The sequence below is a fragment of the Enterobacter sp. QK-SA4 genome (assembly GCF_056856775.1).
The window spans coordinates 2,720,104-2,733,612 of sequence record NZ_JBXFXH010000007.1; the positions used below are offsets into that span (position 1 = coordinate 2,720,104).

15 protein-coding genes are annotated in these 13,509 nt (G+C 56.1%); 13 read left to right on the forward strand and 2 right to left on the reverse strand.

Going from position 1 to position 13,509, the window contains the following annotated elements:
- Nucleotides 1–15: 15 nt before the first annotated feature.
- Nucleotides 16–1,017, forward strand: coding sequence for an adenosine deaminase (gene add / locus AC1VYI_RS14580; RefSeq protein WP_045353860.1), 1,002 nt, complete (start codon nucleotides 16–18; stop codon nucleotides 1,015–1,017).
- Nucleotides 1,018–1,069: 52 nt separating this feature from the next.
- Here add and AC1VYI_RS14585 read toward each other — a convergent pair whose 3' ends face one another.
- Complete coding sequence (locus AC1VYI_RS14585; protein ID WP_134866463.1) at nucleotides 1,070–2,110, reverse strand: oxidoreductase; 1,041 nt, start codon at nucleotides 2,108–2,110, stop codon at nucleotides 1,070–1,072.
- Nucleotides 2,111–2,353: 243 nt separating this feature from the next.
- On the opposite strand from AC1VYI_RS14585, the gene blr reads away from it, so the two are divergent.
- From blr to gstA, 12 genes are all read left to right on the forward strand, one after another.
- Complete coding sequence (blr, locus tag AC1VYI_RS14590; RefSeq protein WP_168112406.1) at nucleotides 2,354–2,479, forward strand: division septum protein Blr; 126 nt, start codon at nucleotides 2,354–2,356, stop codon at nucleotides 2,477–2,479.
- 231 nt (nucleotides 2,480–2,710) lie between these two features.
- Complete coding sequence (gene ydgT / locus AC1VYI_RS14595; protein ID WP_013096896.1) at nucleotides 2,711–2,926, forward strand: transcription modulator YdgT; 216 nt, start codon at nucleotides 2,711–2,713, stop codon at nucleotides 2,924–2,926.
- An 86-nt stretch (nucleotides 2,927–3,012) separates the two neighbouring features.
- Nucleotides 3,013–3,453 (forward strand): DUF2569 domain-containing protein, encoded by a 441-nt coding sequence (locus AC1VYI_RS14600; RefSeq protein WP_023311379.1) that lies wholly within the window; start codon nucleotides 3,013–3,015, stop codon nucleotides 3,451–3,453.
- Between the two features lie 76 nt (nucleotides 3,454–3,529).
- On the forward strand, nucleotides 3,530–4,111 hold the full coding sequence (gene rsxA, locus AC1VYI_RS14605) for an electron transport complex subunit RsxA (protein WP_014883581.1): 582 nt from the start codon (nucleotides 3,530–3,532) through the stop codon (nucleotides 4,109–4,111).
- On the forward strand, nucleotides 4,111–4,689 hold the full coding sequence (gene rsxB / locus AC1VYI_RS14610; RefSeq protein WP_134866464.1) for an electron transport complex subunit RsxB: 579 nt from the start codon (nucleotides 4,111–4,113) through the stop codon (nucleotides 4,687–4,689). Before rsxA ends, rsxB begins: the two co-directional genes overlap by 1 nt.
- A complete protein-coding gene (gene rsxC, locus AC1VYI_RS14615) occupies nucleotides 4,682–6,712 on the forward strand; it encodes an electron transport complex subunit RsxC (protein ID WP_134866465.1) in 2,031 nt (676 codons plus the stop codon). Before rsxB ends, rsxC begins: the two co-directional genes overlap by 8 nt.
- Nucleotides 6,713–7,765 carry an electron transport complex subunit RsxD gene (gene rsxD / locus AC1VYI_RS14620; protein ID WP_045353851.1) on the forward strand — a complete coding sequence of 351 codons (1,053 nt, stop codon included), beginning with the start codon at nucleotides 6,713–6,715 and terminating at the stop codon, nucleotides 7,763–7,765.
- Between the two features lie 10 nt (nucleotides 7,766–7,775).
- On the forward strand, nucleotides 7,776–8,396 hold the full coding sequence (gene rsxG, locus AC1VYI_RS14625) for an electron transport complex subunit RsxG (RefSeq protein ID WP_023311375.1): 621 nt from the start codon (nucleotides 7,776–7,778) through the stop codon (nucleotides 8,394–8,396).
- Between the two features lie 2 nt (nucleotides 8,397–8,398).
- Nucleotides 8,399–9,085, forward strand: a complete 687-nt coding sequence (locus AC1VYI_RS14630) for an electron transport complex subunit E (RefSeq protein ID WP_023311374.1) — start codon at nucleotides 8,399–8,401, stop codon at nucleotides 9,083–9,085.
- Nucleotides 9,082–9,717: an endonuclease III gene (gene nth / locus AC1VYI_RS14635; RefSeq protein ID WP_008500570.1), complete on the forward strand. Its 636-nt coding sequence runs from the start codon at nucleotides 9,082–9,084 to the stop codon at nucleotides 9,715–9,717. The genes AC1VYI_RS14630 and nth overlap by 4 nt, the downstream gene beginning before the upstream one ends.
- 590 nt (nucleotides 9,718–10,307) lie before the next feature.
- Entirely contained in the window at nucleotides 10,308–11,816 is a 1,509-nt protein-coding gene (gene dtpA, locus AC1VYI_RS14640; RefSeq protein ID WP_023311373.1) for a dipeptide/tripeptide permease DtpA, read from the forward strand.
- Between the two features lie 100 nt (nucleotides 11,817–11,916).
- On the forward strand, nucleotides 11,917–12,522 hold the full coding sequence (gene gstA, locus AC1VYI_RS14645; RefSeq protein ID WP_134866466.1) for a glutathione transferase GstA: 606 nt from the start codon (nucleotides 11,917–11,919) through the stop codon (nucleotides 12,520–12,522).
- A 60-nt stretch (nucleotides 12,523–12,582) separates the two neighbouring features.
- Here gstA and pdxY read toward each other — a convergent pair whose 3' ends face one another.
- Entirely contained in the window at nucleotides 12,583–13,443 is an 861-nt protein-coding gene (pdxY, locus tag AC1VYI_RS14650) for a pyridoxal kinase PdxY (protein WP_134866467.1), read from the reverse strand.
- Nucleotides 13,444–13,509 lie beyond the last annotated feature (66 nt).

Below are 13,509 nucleotides of genomic sequence, written 5' to 3' on the forward strand. Positions count from 1 at the left end.
GAAAAGAGTGCGACCATGATTGATACACGCCTGCCTTTAACTGATATTCATCGTCACCTTGACGGTAACATTCGTGCCCAAACCATCCTCGATCTTGGCCGCCAGTTCAATTTAACGCTTCCTGCGCAGACGCTTGAGTCGCTGATCCCTCACGTACAGGTGACCTCCAATGAACCGGACCTGGTCAGCTTCCTGAGCAAACTCGACTGGGGCGTGAAGATGCTGGCCTCGCTGGATGCCTGCCGCCGCGTGGCGTTTGAAAACATTGAAGATGCGGCCCGTAACGGCCTGCATTACGTCGAGCTGCGCTTCTCGCCGGGCTATATGGCGATGACCCACAACCTGCCCGTTGCAGGCGTGGTGGAAGCCGTGATTGAAGGCGTCCGCGAAGGATGTAAAACCTTCGACGTTCAGGCCCGTCTGATTGGCATTATGAGCCGTACGTTCGGCGAAGCCGCCTGCCTGCAGGAGCTGGAAGCGCTGCTGGCCCATCGCGATGCCATCACCGCCGTCGATCTCGCCGGTGACGAGCTGGGCTTCCCGGGCAGTCTGTTCCTCTCCCACTTCAACCGCGCGCGCGATGCCGGCTGGCACATTACCGTGCATGCGGGTGAAGCGGCTGGCCCGGAAAGCATCTGGCAGGCCATCCGCGAGCTGGGCGCCGAGCGTATTGGTCACGGCGTGAAGGCGGTAGAAGATCGCGCCCTGATGGATTTCCTGGCGGAGCAGCGTATCGGGATTGAGTCGTGCCTGACGTCTAACATTCAGACCAGCACCGTCGCAACGCTGGCGCATCATCCGCTGAAAACGTTCCTTGAACACGGCGTGCTGGCCTCGCTGAACACGGACGATCCGGCAGTACAGGGCGTGGATATCATCCACGAGTACAACATCGCCGCACCGCAGGCGGGGCTGAGCCGCGAGCAGATCCGTCAGGCGCAGATCAACGGGCTGGAGATCGCTTTCCTGACGCCTGAAGAGAAGCAGGCGCTTAAAGATAAAGTGGCTCGCGGTTGAGCATTTGCCGGGTGACGGCTACGCCTTACCCGGCCTACAAAAATATTTAAAATTATGCCAGACAGAGCGTGGCGCGATGTTTAGCAGATTCAATACCCAGCTCAATCAGCTCCATAATCTGAATCGCCTGGCTGGCCGGAACCGGATTTTCGCCCGTGCCGTTCAGCGCATCGCGGATGCCCGCGTAATAGGCCGGATAGTTGCCCGGGATCGTCAGCAAGGTCTCCTCTACCAGTTCCTCACCTTCCACCCGCGTTACCACGCCGTCGCGCATATCATAGCCCCAGTCTTCCTGCGGCAAACGTTCACCGCTTTTCAGCCGGTCCTCCTGCGGATCGAGGCCAAACTTCACGTAGCTCCCGCGCGTGCCGTGAATAATGTAGCGGGCCGATTCCGCGGCCGCGACCATCGTGCCGTGCAGCACAATCCGCCGCTGCGGGTAGCTGAGCACCGCGTGGAAGTAATCGGTCGTCTGCGCTCCGGGCCGGAGCTGGGCCAGATCGACCGTCATGCTCACCGGCAGACCAAAAAGATTGACCGCCTGATCCAGCAGATGCGGGGCTAAATCGTACCAGATGCCGCTGCCTGGACCAGCCTGCTCGCGCCAGCGGTTTCGTACCTGCGGACGGAAGCGGTCAAAGTGCGATTCAAAGAAGAGGATTTCCCCTAGCGTGCCTTCACTGAGAAGCCTTTTTACCGTCAGAAAGTCGCTGTCCCAGCGGCGGTTATGAAACACCGACAGCAGCCTGCCGAGACTCTTTGCCAGCGCATTCAGCTCGCGAGCCTGAGACAGCGTGACGGTAAAGGGCTTATCGACCACCACGTGTTTACCGGCCTCCAGCGCGGCCTTTGCCAGCGGAAAGTGGGTGTCGTTCGGGGTGGGGATAACGATTAAATCGATATTCGGATCGTTGAAAAGGTGTTTTGGCTCAGAGACAACCGGCACGGAAGGCCAGTCGGCATGGACTTTAGCGGCATCGCTGCTGGATACCGCAGCCAGGGTCATCCCCGGCGTTCCGGCTATCAGAGGCGCATGAAACGTTTTGCTTGCATACCCGTAGCCGATAAGCCCAACGCGTATATTATCACTCATAGTGCCGTCCTCTTTTATGACGTTCTTATTTCACACTGGCTAGCCTGGCATTACCACAGATTAATAATGTGCCATATGACTTAAAATAGCAGGTTGTACGGGTTGTTTTTGTTACATAGTATTAACTCACTGATTTTGTTTAAGGGAACCGTTCCCAAAGCGCTTGCCGTCGGGGAAACGTCGCTGTAACATTTGCGACCTGTATTTATGGATAAAGTACAACTACGAATCATGACGTCAATTATTAATCGAATCATTGAATTAGCGGGATGGATTGTTCTTGGGGTTTCGGTCATTTTGCTGGGTGTTGCCAGCCATATCGATAACTACCAGCCGCCGGAGCCTGTCACAGTCGCCCAACCTAAGTAACCGGTTACTGCAATAAAGAGTGACATAATATGTCAGTTACTTATTGCCAGCCCTGGTGAACACGGTTAACCTTCTCTTCCAGGCATCGTCTGATGCCTGAATTTCAGCAAAGAAAACTCCTAATTTCGTCGCGTTACCTGAGTGGGCTGTTTACGTCTTTATTAATCCGTTTATTATTCGAACGAATTACCTTAACTGGTATTACTCACTTTTATATGGAAACTTATTAATATGACAGTTCAGGACTATTTATTAAAATTTCGCAAGATCAATTCGCTTGAGAGCCTGGAAAAACTGTTTGACCATCTGAACTACACCCTGTCGGATAATCAGGACATCATTAATATGTATCGCGCCGCTGACCATCGCCGTGCGGAGCTGGTTTCCGGAGGTCGTTTGTTCAACGTGGGTGAAGTGCCTAAGTCCGTATGGCGTTACGTTTTATAAGAAAGTAGCCATCCGCGCGAAATGTTATATACTCTCCGCCCTGCAAACTGGCTGTACAACATTTCGCGCAGATTATGGGAGAGTTCATGACCGCAACGCCTGGAGAACGCATTGGAGGCTGGTTAATCGCCCCACTGGCATGGCTGCTGGTTGCCTTATTAAGCGCATCGCTTGCGCTGCTGCTGTATACCACCGCACTGATTACCCCTCACGCCATCCAGACACTGATGTCGCAAAGCGTGCTGAATATTGCGATGTGGTTTGTGTCGTTCGTTTTCGCAATTGGAATGTGGTACTACACCCTGTGGTTGACCATCGCTTTCTTTAAGCGCCGCAAAAGTGTACCTAAACACTACATTATCTGGCTGCTGATTTCGGTTCTGCTGGCGGTGAAAGCCTTTGCTTTTTCGCCCGTATCAGACGCTCTGGCCGTTCGTCAGCTGCTTTTCCCGTTACTGGCCGCCGCGCTGCTGGTCCCCTATTTCAAGCGTTCGACGCGGGTAAAAAACACCTTCGTGAACCCGTAATAACCTTACAGATAACCTGTTGTCGCCTGCGTGAGTTTGTCCGATAATAGGCGGCTTTTTTATTTCAGGCTAAATAATGACCGATTACTTACTGCTCTTTGTCGGCACCGTGCTGGTTAACAACTTCGTTCTGGTGAAGTTCCTTGGCCTGTGCCCGTTTATGGGCGTGTCCAAAAAGCTGGAAACGGCGATGGGCATGGGGCTGGCGACAACCTTCGTCATGACGATGGCGTCCATCTGCGCGTGGTTGATTGATACCTGGATCCTCATCCCGCTGGGGTTAATCTATCTTCGTACGCTGGCTTTTATTCTGGTCATTGCGGTTGTTGTGCAATTTACTGAAATGGTGGTGCGTAAAACCAGCCCGGCCCTCTATCGCCTGCTGGGTATCTTCCTGCCGCTGATCACCACCAACTGTGCCGTTCTCGGCGTTGCGCTGCTGAACATCAACCTTGGACATAACTTCATGCAGTCGGCGCTGTACGGTTTTTCCGCCGCCGTCGGTTTCTCATTTGTTATGGTCCTCTTCGCGTCGATTCGCGAGCGTCTGGCGGCAGCGGATATCCCTGCTCCCTTCCGCGGTAACGCGATTGCGCTGGTGACCGCGGGTTTAATGTCTCTGGCCTTTATGGGCTTTAGTGGTCTGGTGAAGTTGTAATGAATGCTATCTGGATTGCCATCGCCTCTATCAGCGTCCTGGGGTTGGTGTTTGGCCTTATCCTGGGTTACGCCTCCCGCCGTTTCGCGGTAGAGGACGATCCTGTTGTTGAAAAAATTGATGAGTTGCTGCCGCAAAGCCAGTGCGGGCAGTGCGGCTACCCGGGCTGCCGTCCCTATGCCGAAGCGGTAGGGATTCAGGGTGAAAAAATTAACCGCTGCGCCCCCGGCGGCGAAGCGGTGATGCTGAAAATCGCGGCCCTGCTTAACGTCGATCCGCAGCCCGTTGATGGCGATGCGGAGGTGCAGGAGCCGGTTCGCGCCCTCGCCGTGATCGACGAGGCAAACTGCATCGGCTGTACCAAATGTATTCAGGCCTGCCCGGTTGACGCCATTGTTGGCGCCACCCGCGCCATGCACACCGTCGTGGCGGATCTGTGCACCGGCTGTAACCTCTGCGTGGCCCCCTGCCCGACGCAATGTATCGAGCTGCGCCCGGTTGAAACGACTACCGAAAGCTGGAAGTGGGATCTTCAAACCATTCCGGTTCGCACCATTCCTGTGGAACAACATGCTTAAGTTATTTTCTGCTTTCAGAAAAGAGAAGATTTGGGACTTTGACGGCGGTATTCATCCGCCGGAGATGAAAACCCAGTCCAACGGCACGCCGCTGCGTCAAATTCCGCTGGCGACGCGTTACGTCATGCCGCTCAAGCAGCATATTGGCGCTGAGGGCGAGCTGTGCGTGAAAGAAGGCGATACGGTTCTTCGCGGTCAGCCGCTAACCTTTGGCCGTGGACGCATGCTGCCGGTGCACGCCCCCACCTCCGGTAAAGTGGTAGCGATTGCCCCTCATACGGTGCCCCATCCGTCCGCTCTATCGGAGCTGAGCGTGATCATTGAAGCCGACGGCGAAGACCGCTGGATTGAACGTGACGGCTGGAGCGATTACCGCAGCCAGAGCCGCGAAGCGCTTATTGAGCGTATTCATCAGTTCGGCGTCGCCGGGCTGGGCGGTGCGGGCTTCCCGACCGGCGTCAAGCTGCGCGGCGGTGGCGATAATATCCAGACGTTGATTATCAACGCCGCCGAGTGCGAGCCGTATATCACCGCCGACGATCGTCTGATGCAGGATTGCGCCGCTCAGGTGGTGGAAGGCATCCGCATCCTGGCGCACATTCTTAAGCCGCGGGAAGTGCTGATTGGTATCGAAGACAATAAACCGCAGGCCATCTCGATGCTGCGCGCCGTGCTGGCGGGCAGTCACGATATTAGCCTGCGCGTTATCCCGACCAAGTACCCTTCTGGCGGCGCAAAACAGCTGACGCAAATTCTCACCGGTAAGCAGGTGCCGCACGGCGGACGCTCTTCGGATATCGGCGTGCTGATGCAAAACGTCGGCACCGCCTATGCGGTGAAACGCGCGGTGATTGACGGCGAGCCGTTGACCGAACGCGTGGTGACGCTGACCGGCGAGTCGGTTTCCCGTCCGGGCAACGTCTGGGCGCGTCTGGGTACGCCGGTGCGCCATCTGCTGGAACAGGCTGAATTTTGCCCGACCAGCGACCAGATGGTGATCATGGGCGGCCCGCTGATGGGCTTTACGCTGCCGTGGCTGGACGTTCCGGTAGTGAAAATCACGAACTGTCTGCTCGCCCCTTCCCCAACCGAAATGGGTGAAGAACAGGAAGAGAAAGGTTGCATCCGCTGCAGCGCCTGTGCCGATGCCTGCCCGGCGGATCTGCTCCCGCAGCAGCTGTACTGGTACAGCAAAGGCCAGCTGCACGACAAGGCAAAATCCCATAACCTGGCCGACTGCATTGAATGCGGCGCCTGCGCCTGGGTCTGCCCAAGCAACATTCCGCTGGTGCAATACTTCCGTCAGGAGAAGGCCGAGATTTATGCCATTTCCATGGAAGAAAAACGGGCCGCGGAAGCCAAGGCACGTTTCGAAGCGCGTCAGGCGCGACTGGAGCGCGAAAAAATCGCCCGTCAGGAACGCCATAAGCAGGCCGCCGTTCAGCCTGCCGGGAAAGATCAGGATGCGATTAACGCCGCACTGGCGCGCGTTCGTGAGAAAAAAGCCGATGCCGCCCAGACGGTAGTGATCCAGGCCGGGGAAAAACCGGATAACAGCGAAGCTATTGCCGCTCGCGAAGCGCGAAAGGCTGCGGCTCGCGCGCGTCAGGCGGAAAAAGCGCAAACGGTTCAGGCAGATACTGAGATCGACCCGCGTAAAGCGGCCGTTGAAGCGGCGATTGCGCGCGCCAAAGCCCGCAAATCGGGTGAGCAAAGCGTGGTCATCGAGCAGGATGCGGTCGATCCGCGCAAAGCCGCGGTTGAAGCGGCGATAGCCCGGGCTAAAGCCCGTAAGGCTGCGCAGCAGGCGCCAGAGGCAGTATCAGAAGCAGAAGCACCACCGGTCGACCCGCGTAAAGCCGCCGTAGAAGCAGCGATTGCCCGCGCCAAAGCCCGTAAGGCAGCGCAGCAGGAAGAGCAGCCGCAGGCCGCCAACGATGACCCGCGCAAGGCCGCCGTCGCCGCCGCCATTGCGCGCGTTCAGGCGAAGAAAGCCGCACAGCAAGCCGTAAACGAGGATTAAATGGTTTTCAGAATCGCAAGTTCCCCCTACACCCACAACCAGCGTCAGACATCACGCATTATGATGCTGGTCTGCCTGGCCGCGCTGCCGGGCATTGCCGTTCAGTGCTGGTTTTTCGGCTGGGGAACCCTGTTCCAGATAGCCCTGGGCTGCGCCAGCGCCGTCGCGGCGGAAGCACTCGTCCTGAAGCTGCGTAAGATGGCGGTGTCACGCATTCTGGCTGACAACTCCGCGCTGCTGACCGGCCTGCTGCTCGCCATCAGTATTCCGCCGTTTGCCCCGTGGTGGATGGTCGTGCTCGGTACCGTGTTTGCCGTGATCATTGCCAAACAGCTGTACGGCGGGCTCGGCCATAACCCGTTTAACCCGGCGATGATTGGCTACGTGGTGCTGCTGATCTCCTTCCCGGTGCAGATGACCAGCTGGCTGCCGCCGCACGAGATTGCGGCCACGGTTCCGGGCTTTATGGATGCCCTGCACGTTATCTTTACCGGCCATACGGCGCTCGGCGCTGACATGAACGCGCTGCGTATGGGCGTGGACGGCATCAGCCAGGCGACGCCTCTCGATACCTTTAAAACGTCCCTGCATGCCGGGCACAGCGTTGAGCAGATTATGAAATCCGCGATTTACAGCGGCATGCTGGCGGGTGCGGGCTGGCAGTGGGTCAACCTGGCGTATCTGCTGGGCGGCCTGTTCCTGCTGCAGCAGAAAGCCATTCGCTGGCATATTCCGGTCAGCTTCCTCGTGACGCTGGCGGTTTGCGCCACGCTGGGATGGGTATTCTCTCCTGAATCACTCGCCAGCCCGCAGATGCATTTGCTCTCCGGTGCGACCATGCTGGGTGCCTTCTTTATCCTGACGGACCCGGTTACGGCGTCAACGACTAACCGCGGCCGCCTGATCTTCGGCGCGCTGGCAGGCCTGCTGGTATGGCTGATCCGCAGCTTTGGCGGTTACCCGGACGGCGTCGCGTTTGCCGTCCTGCTCGCCAACATTACCGTTCCGCTCATCGACTATTACACGCGTCCGCGCGTGTACGGCCATCGCTAAGGGTTTCGCCATGTTAAAAACGATGCAAAAACACGGCGTCACGCTGGCTGTCTTCGCCGCGGTTCTGACCGGGCTGACGGCCCTGGTTAACTCGTTAACCAAAACGACCATCGAAGAGCAGGCTTCAAAGCAGCAAAAGGCGCTGTTCGATCAGGTGATCCCATCAGATTTCTACGATAATGACCTGCAAAAGAGCTGCTTTGTGGTAGACGCGCCGCAGCTTGGGAAAGGCTCTCACCGCCTCTTTATTGCCCGCAAAGGGGATAAACCGGTAGGCGCGGTGATGGAAGCGACGGCGCCCGACGGCTATTCCGGCGCCATTCAACTGCTCGTCGGCAGCGATTTCTCCGGCACAATACTGGGTACCCGCGTGACGCAGCATCATGAAACGCCGGGCCTGGGCGATAAAATTGAAACCCGTCTGAGCGACTGGATTTTGCACTTCGCCGGTAAAGTTATCCATGGCGAAGGGGATACCGCGTTTGCGGTGAAGAAAGATGGCGGCGAGTTCGACCAGTTCACCGGCGCGACCATCACGCCGCGCGCCGTGGTGAACGCCGTAAAACGAGCCGGGCTGTATGCCGAAACGCTGCCCGCGCAAATCAACAATCTTCCGGCCTGTGGGGAGTAATCATGAGCCAGGTTAAAGAGGTTATTGTCCAGGGGTTGTGGAAGAACAACTCCGCTCTGGTGCAGCTTCTGGGGATGTGCCCACTGCTGGCGGTAACGTCCACCGCCACCAACGCGCTCGGTCTGGGTCTGGCAACCACGCTGGTGCTGACCCTGACCAACCTCTCCATCTCCGCCCTGCGCCGCTGGACGCCGTCGGAAATTCGTATTCCGATTTACGTCATGATCATTGCGTCTGTTGTTAGCGTCGTACAAATGCTCATCAACGCTTACGCATTCGGCCTGTACCAGTCGCTTGGGATCTTTATTCCCCTTATCGTCACCAACTGTATCGTCGTTGGCCGTGCGGAAGCGTTCGCGGTGAAAAACAGTCCCGCCATGTCGGCGCTGGATGGTTTTTCCATTGGAATGGGCGCCACCTGCGCCATGTTCGTGCTGGGCTCGCTGCGCGAGATCCTCGGTAACGGTACGCTGTTTGACGGCGCAGATGCGCTGCTGGGCGGCTGGGCCAAAGCGCTGCGCGTTGAAGTGTTCCACACCGATACGCCATTCCTGCTGGCAATGCTGCCCCCTGGCGCGTTTATTGGCCTTGGCATGATGCTGGCGATAAAATACCTGATTGATGAGAAACGTAAGCGCCGCGCGGCTGAGCGTAGCGTTCTGGAAGGGACACCCGAGAAGGCTTCATGAATAAAGAAAAGCGCATTGCGATCCTGACCCGTCTGCGGGACGAGAACCCGCATCCGACGACGGAGCTGAACTTTACCTCCCCGTTTGAGCTGCTGATCGCGGTGTTGCTCTCTGCGCAGGCGACCGATGTGAGCGTCAATAAAGCCACTGCCCTGCTCTATCCGGTCGCCAATACGCCAAAAGCCATGCTGGAGCTGGGCGTGGAAGGCGTGAAGTCCTATATCAAAACCATCGGCCTGTTTAACAGCAAAGCCGAGAACGTCATTAAGACCTGCCGGATCCTGCTGGAACAGCACGGGGGCGAAGTACCGGAAGATCGCGCCGCGCTGGAAGCCTTACCGGGCGTGGGGCGTAAGACTGCGAACGTGGTGCTCAACACCGCGTTTGGCTGGCCGACCATCGCCGTGGATACGCATATTTTCCGCGTGTCTAACCGGACTAACTTCGCGCCGGGGAAAAATGTTGAGCAGGTCGAAGAGAAGCTGTTAAAGGTGGTTCCGGCCGAATTTAAGGTTGATTGCCATCACTGGCTGATTCTGCACGGTCGCTATACCTGTATTGCCCGTAAGCCTCGCTGCGGCTCCTGCATTATTGAAGATCTCTGCGAATACAAAGAAAAAGTGTATCCCTGATCGTCACAACCCTTACCAAAAGAAGGGCTACCAGGCACCCTTCTTTTGGCCGTTATTTGTCCGTCTTTCGTTCCCCCTGACCTGTCACTTGTTCGGTTGTTTAACGCTCAAACAGGTTAATACTTTTTTCATAGCCAAAAATTTCTATACATCTGTGATCGCGATCACCCTGATAACTTCATGTTGAATTTTTGTTGTCAAAACCCGCCTAAACCCTTTGTCTGACAAGATACTCTCCTTCCATTGCCGAAGATAAGACCAGCTATTTTTCAGAATATGGGCTATATCACTGCGATAAGCGGCAAATAGCAGAACATATCGCCAAAGGCCGGTTGAAGTGGGTTATTGCCAGTCGAAAAAACTACCTTTAATCATCGTATGAAATTTAACGCTGAATAACATTTATATGAACCGACGATTATACCACTTCAGATATATGTAACAGATTATTACAAATGTATTGCCAGATGGGGCAGGATAGTGAACATTACCCGCCGTTTCTCCTCCCAATATAACTATAAGGCGTATGGACGACGGCCATCACGCTATGAACACCCCCGTTAATATGGGATGTAAAAAAAGAGGTATATGTGTCTACTGCAAACAATAAACCAACAGATGAAAGCGTAAGTCTTAACGCTTTTAAACAGCCTAAAGCGTTCTATCTCATCTTCTCTATCGAGTTATGGGAGCGTTTTGGTTATTACGGCCTGCAAGGGATCATGGCGGTTTACCTGGTAAAACAGCTGGGTATGTCCGAAGCCGATTCCATCACGCTGTTCTCTTCCTTTAGTGCTCTGGTGTACGGTCTGGTCGCAATTGGCGGCTGGCTGGGTGATAAAGTCCTCGGGACTAAACGTGTCATCATGCTGGGCGCCATTGTCCTGGCGATTGGCTATGGTCTGGTTGCATGGTCAGGGCACGATGCCGCTGTCGTGTATATGGGTATGGCGACGATTGCCGTCGGTAACGGTCTGTTCAAAGCAAACCCGTCTTCCCTGCTCTCTACCTGCTACAGCAAAGACGATCCGCGTCTGGACGGTGCATTTACCATGTACTACATGTCCATCAACATCGGTTCGTTCTTCTCTATGCTGGCAACCCCATGGCTCGCGGCGAAATTCGGCTGGAGCGTGGCGTTCGCGCTGAGCTTCGTCGGTATGCTGATCACCGTGGTGAACTTCCTGTTCTGCCGCAGCTGGGTTAAAGACTACGGTTCAAAACCTGACTTCGAGCCTGTTCATATGGGCAAACTGCTGGCCACCATCGTGGGCGTTGTTGTCCTCGCGGCAATTGCCACCTGGCTGCTGCACAACCAGGGTATCGCCCGTGCCGTTCTGGGCGTGGTTGCGCTGGGTATCGTGGTTATCTTTGCGAAAGAAGCGTTCGCCATGCAGGGTGCTGCCCGTCGCAAGATGATTGTAGCGTTCATTCTGATGCTGGAAGCGATTATCTTCTTCGTGCTGTACAGCCAGATGCCAACCTCACTGAACTTCTTCGCCATTCGTAACGTTGAGCACTCAATTCTGGGCATCGCGTTCGAACCGGAACAGTATCAGGCGCTGAACCCGTTCTGGATCATGATTGGTAGCCCGATTCTGGCCGCTATCTATAACAAGATGGGCGACCGTCTGCCAATGCCGCACAAGTTTGCGATCGGTATGGTGCTGTGCTCCGGCGCGTTCCTGGTGCTGCCGCTGGGTACCAAATTTGCCACCGACGCGGGTATCGTGTCCGTTAACTGGCTGATCCTGAGCTACGCGCTGCAGTCTATCGGTGAGCTGATGATCTCCGGTCTGGGTCTGGCGATGGTTGCACAGCTGGTGCCGCAGCGTCTGATGGGCTTCATTATGGGTAGCTGGTTCCTGACCACTGCCGGTGCGGCAATCATTGCGGGTAAAATTGCGAACCTGATGGCTGTGCCTGAAAACGTCACTGACCCACTGGTCTCCCTGAACGTCTACGGCACCGTGTTCATGCAGATTGGTATCGCTACTGCGGTTATTGCAGTTCTGATGCTGCTGACCGCGCCGAAACTGAATCGTATGACTCAGGACGACGACAAGACGGCTGAAGCGACCAAAACCGCTACCGCGTAAGATTATTGAGAAACGACGAGCCGCTAATGCATATTAGCGGCTTTTTTTTTGTCCGTTGGCGCACTAACATAGCTGAAACCTCAGCAAAAAGGAGTTACCGATGAAACTGTTCTACAAACCGGGCGCGTGCTCTCTTGCTTCCCACATCACCCTGCGCGAGAGCGGCAAAGATTTCACGCTGGACGGCGTTGATCTGATGAAAAAGCGTCTGGAAAATGGCGATGATTTTCTTGCCATTAACCCCAAGGGACAAGTTCCGGCTCTCTTGCTGGATGACGGTACTCTGCTGACCGAAGGCGTCGCGATTATGCAGTTCCTGGCCGATAGCGTACCCGATCGTCAGCTGCTGGCACCGGTCAGTACCATTTCTCGCTATAAGACGCTGGAATGGCTGAACTACATTGCGACCGAACTGCACAAAGGTTTTACGCCGTTGTTCCGCCCGGATACGCCAGAGGAGTTCAAACCGACCCTGCGTGCGCTTCTTGAGAAAAAGCTGCAGTACGTTAACGAATCGCTGAAAGACGAACAGTGGATTTGTGGTTCGCGCTTCACGATTGCCGATGCGTATCTGTTTACCGTGCTGCGCTGGGCGCGCGCGGTTAAGCTGAACCTGGATGGGTTAGACCATATCGCATCGTATATGAAACGCGTGGCAGAGCGTCCTGCGGTGGCTGCGGCGCTGAAAGCGGAAGGTTTGAACTAACCGAGCGGCCTGTGTTGCCGGGTGGCGCTGACGCTCACCCGGCCTACAATTTTTGGCCGGTTATAACCGGGTTGCGCTGAAATAGTGCTCCGGCTTCGCGATACGATCCTGTGCCGCAACCACCTGCAGTTCATATTCCTGCATCTCTTTCGTCGCAATCATGATTTCGTACACCGCCGCGGTAACGTGCTCCAGCGCGTCGCGCATCGTCGCCCCCTGCAGCAATTTCACCAGCAGCAGACCGCTGGTGACATCCCCGACCCCAACCGGCTGGCGCAGGCCGAAATCCACCAGCGGACGGCTGATATGCCAGGCGTCCTCTTTCGTCACCAGAAGCATCTCAAAACGGTCCTGACTCAGCCCTGCGCGCGCGAGGTGTTTTACCAGTACAACTTCCGGCCCCTGAGCGATCAGCTCACGAGACGCGCTTACTGCCTCTTCAACGCTGTTAACCGGATGCTCGCAGAGAATTTCGAGTTCGACCAGGTTTGGCGCAATGATATCGCTGGCGGGAAGCGCGTGGCGGACGTGAAACTCTGCAACGCCAGGCGCCACGATGCAGCCTTTCTCCGGGTGGCCCATAACGGGGTCGCAGAAGTATTTTGCCGCCGGGTTTGCGGCTTTCACCTGTCGTACGATGCCGAGGATATGCTCCCCCTGCTCCGCTGAGCCGAGGTAGCCGCTCAGCACGGCGTCACAGCGTTTAAGCTGGTCGATATCGGCAATCCCCTGCACAACCTCGCTGAGGTGCGAAGGCGGCATTACGCAGCCGGTCCATTTGCCGTATTGCGTGTGGTTAGAGAACTGTACGGTATTAAGGGGCCAGACGTTGACGCCGAGGCGACGCATCGGGAATTCCGCAGCGCTATTGCCAGCGTGTCCAAAAACAACGTGGGACTGAATGGCGAGGATGTTCTTCATTTTTTTCTTACCAAACCCTGAAAAAACAAAAGGGGCGTGGTTTCCCACGCCCCTGGAGACTGTTAA

Bases quoted from the DNA above. Each gene is read 5' to 3' on its own strand.
- add (WP_045353860.1), top strand. From the start codon at position 16: ATGATTGATACACGCCTGCCTTTAACTGATATTCATCGTCACCTTGAC.
- AC1VYI_RS14585 (WP_134866463.1), bottom strand. From the start codon at position 2,110: ATGAGTGATAATATACGCGTTGGGCTTATCGGCTACGGGTATGCAAGC.
- ydgT (WP_013096896.1), top strand. From the start codon at position 2,711: ATGACAGTTCAGGACTATTTATTAAAATTTCGCAAGATCAATTCGCTT.
- AC1VYI_RS14600 (WP_023311379.1), top strand. From the start codon at position 3,013: ATGACCGCAACGCCTGGAGAACGCATTGGAGGCTGGTTAATCGCCCCA.
- rsxA (WP_014883581.1), top strand. From the start codon at position 3,530: ATGACCGATTACTTACTGCTCTTTGTCGGCACCGTGCTGGTTAACAAC.
- rsxB (WP_134866464.1), top strand. From the start codon at position 4,111: ATGAATGCTATCTGGATTGCCATCGCCTCTATCAGCGTCCTGGGGTTG.
- rsxC (WP_134866465.1), top strand. From the start codon at position 4,682: ATGCTTAAGTTATTTTCTGCTTTCAGAAAAGAGAAGATTTGGGACTTT.
- rsxD (WP_045353851.1), top strand. From the start codon at position 6,713: ATGGTTTTCAGAATCGCAAGTTCCCCCTACACCCACAACCAGCGTCAG.
- rsxG (WP_023311375.1), top strand. From the start codon at position 7,776: ATGTTAAAAACGATGCAAAAACACGGCGTCACGCTGGCTGTCTTCGCC.
- AC1VYI_RS14630 (WP_023311374.1), top strand. From the start codon at position 8,399: ATGAGCCAGGTTAAAGAGGTTATTGTCCAGGGGTTGTGGAAGAACAAC.
- nth (WP_008500570.1), top strand. From the start codon at position 9,082: ATGAATAAAGAAAAGCGCATTGCGATCCTGACCCGTCTGCGGGACGAG.
- gstA (WP_134866466.1), top strand. From the start codon at position 11,917: ATGAAACTGTTCTACAAACCGGGCGCGTGCTCTCTTGCTTCCCACATC.
- pdxY (WP_134866467.1), bottom strand. From the start codon at position 13,443: ATGAAGAACATCCTCGCCATTCAGTCCCACGTTGTTTTTGGACACGCT.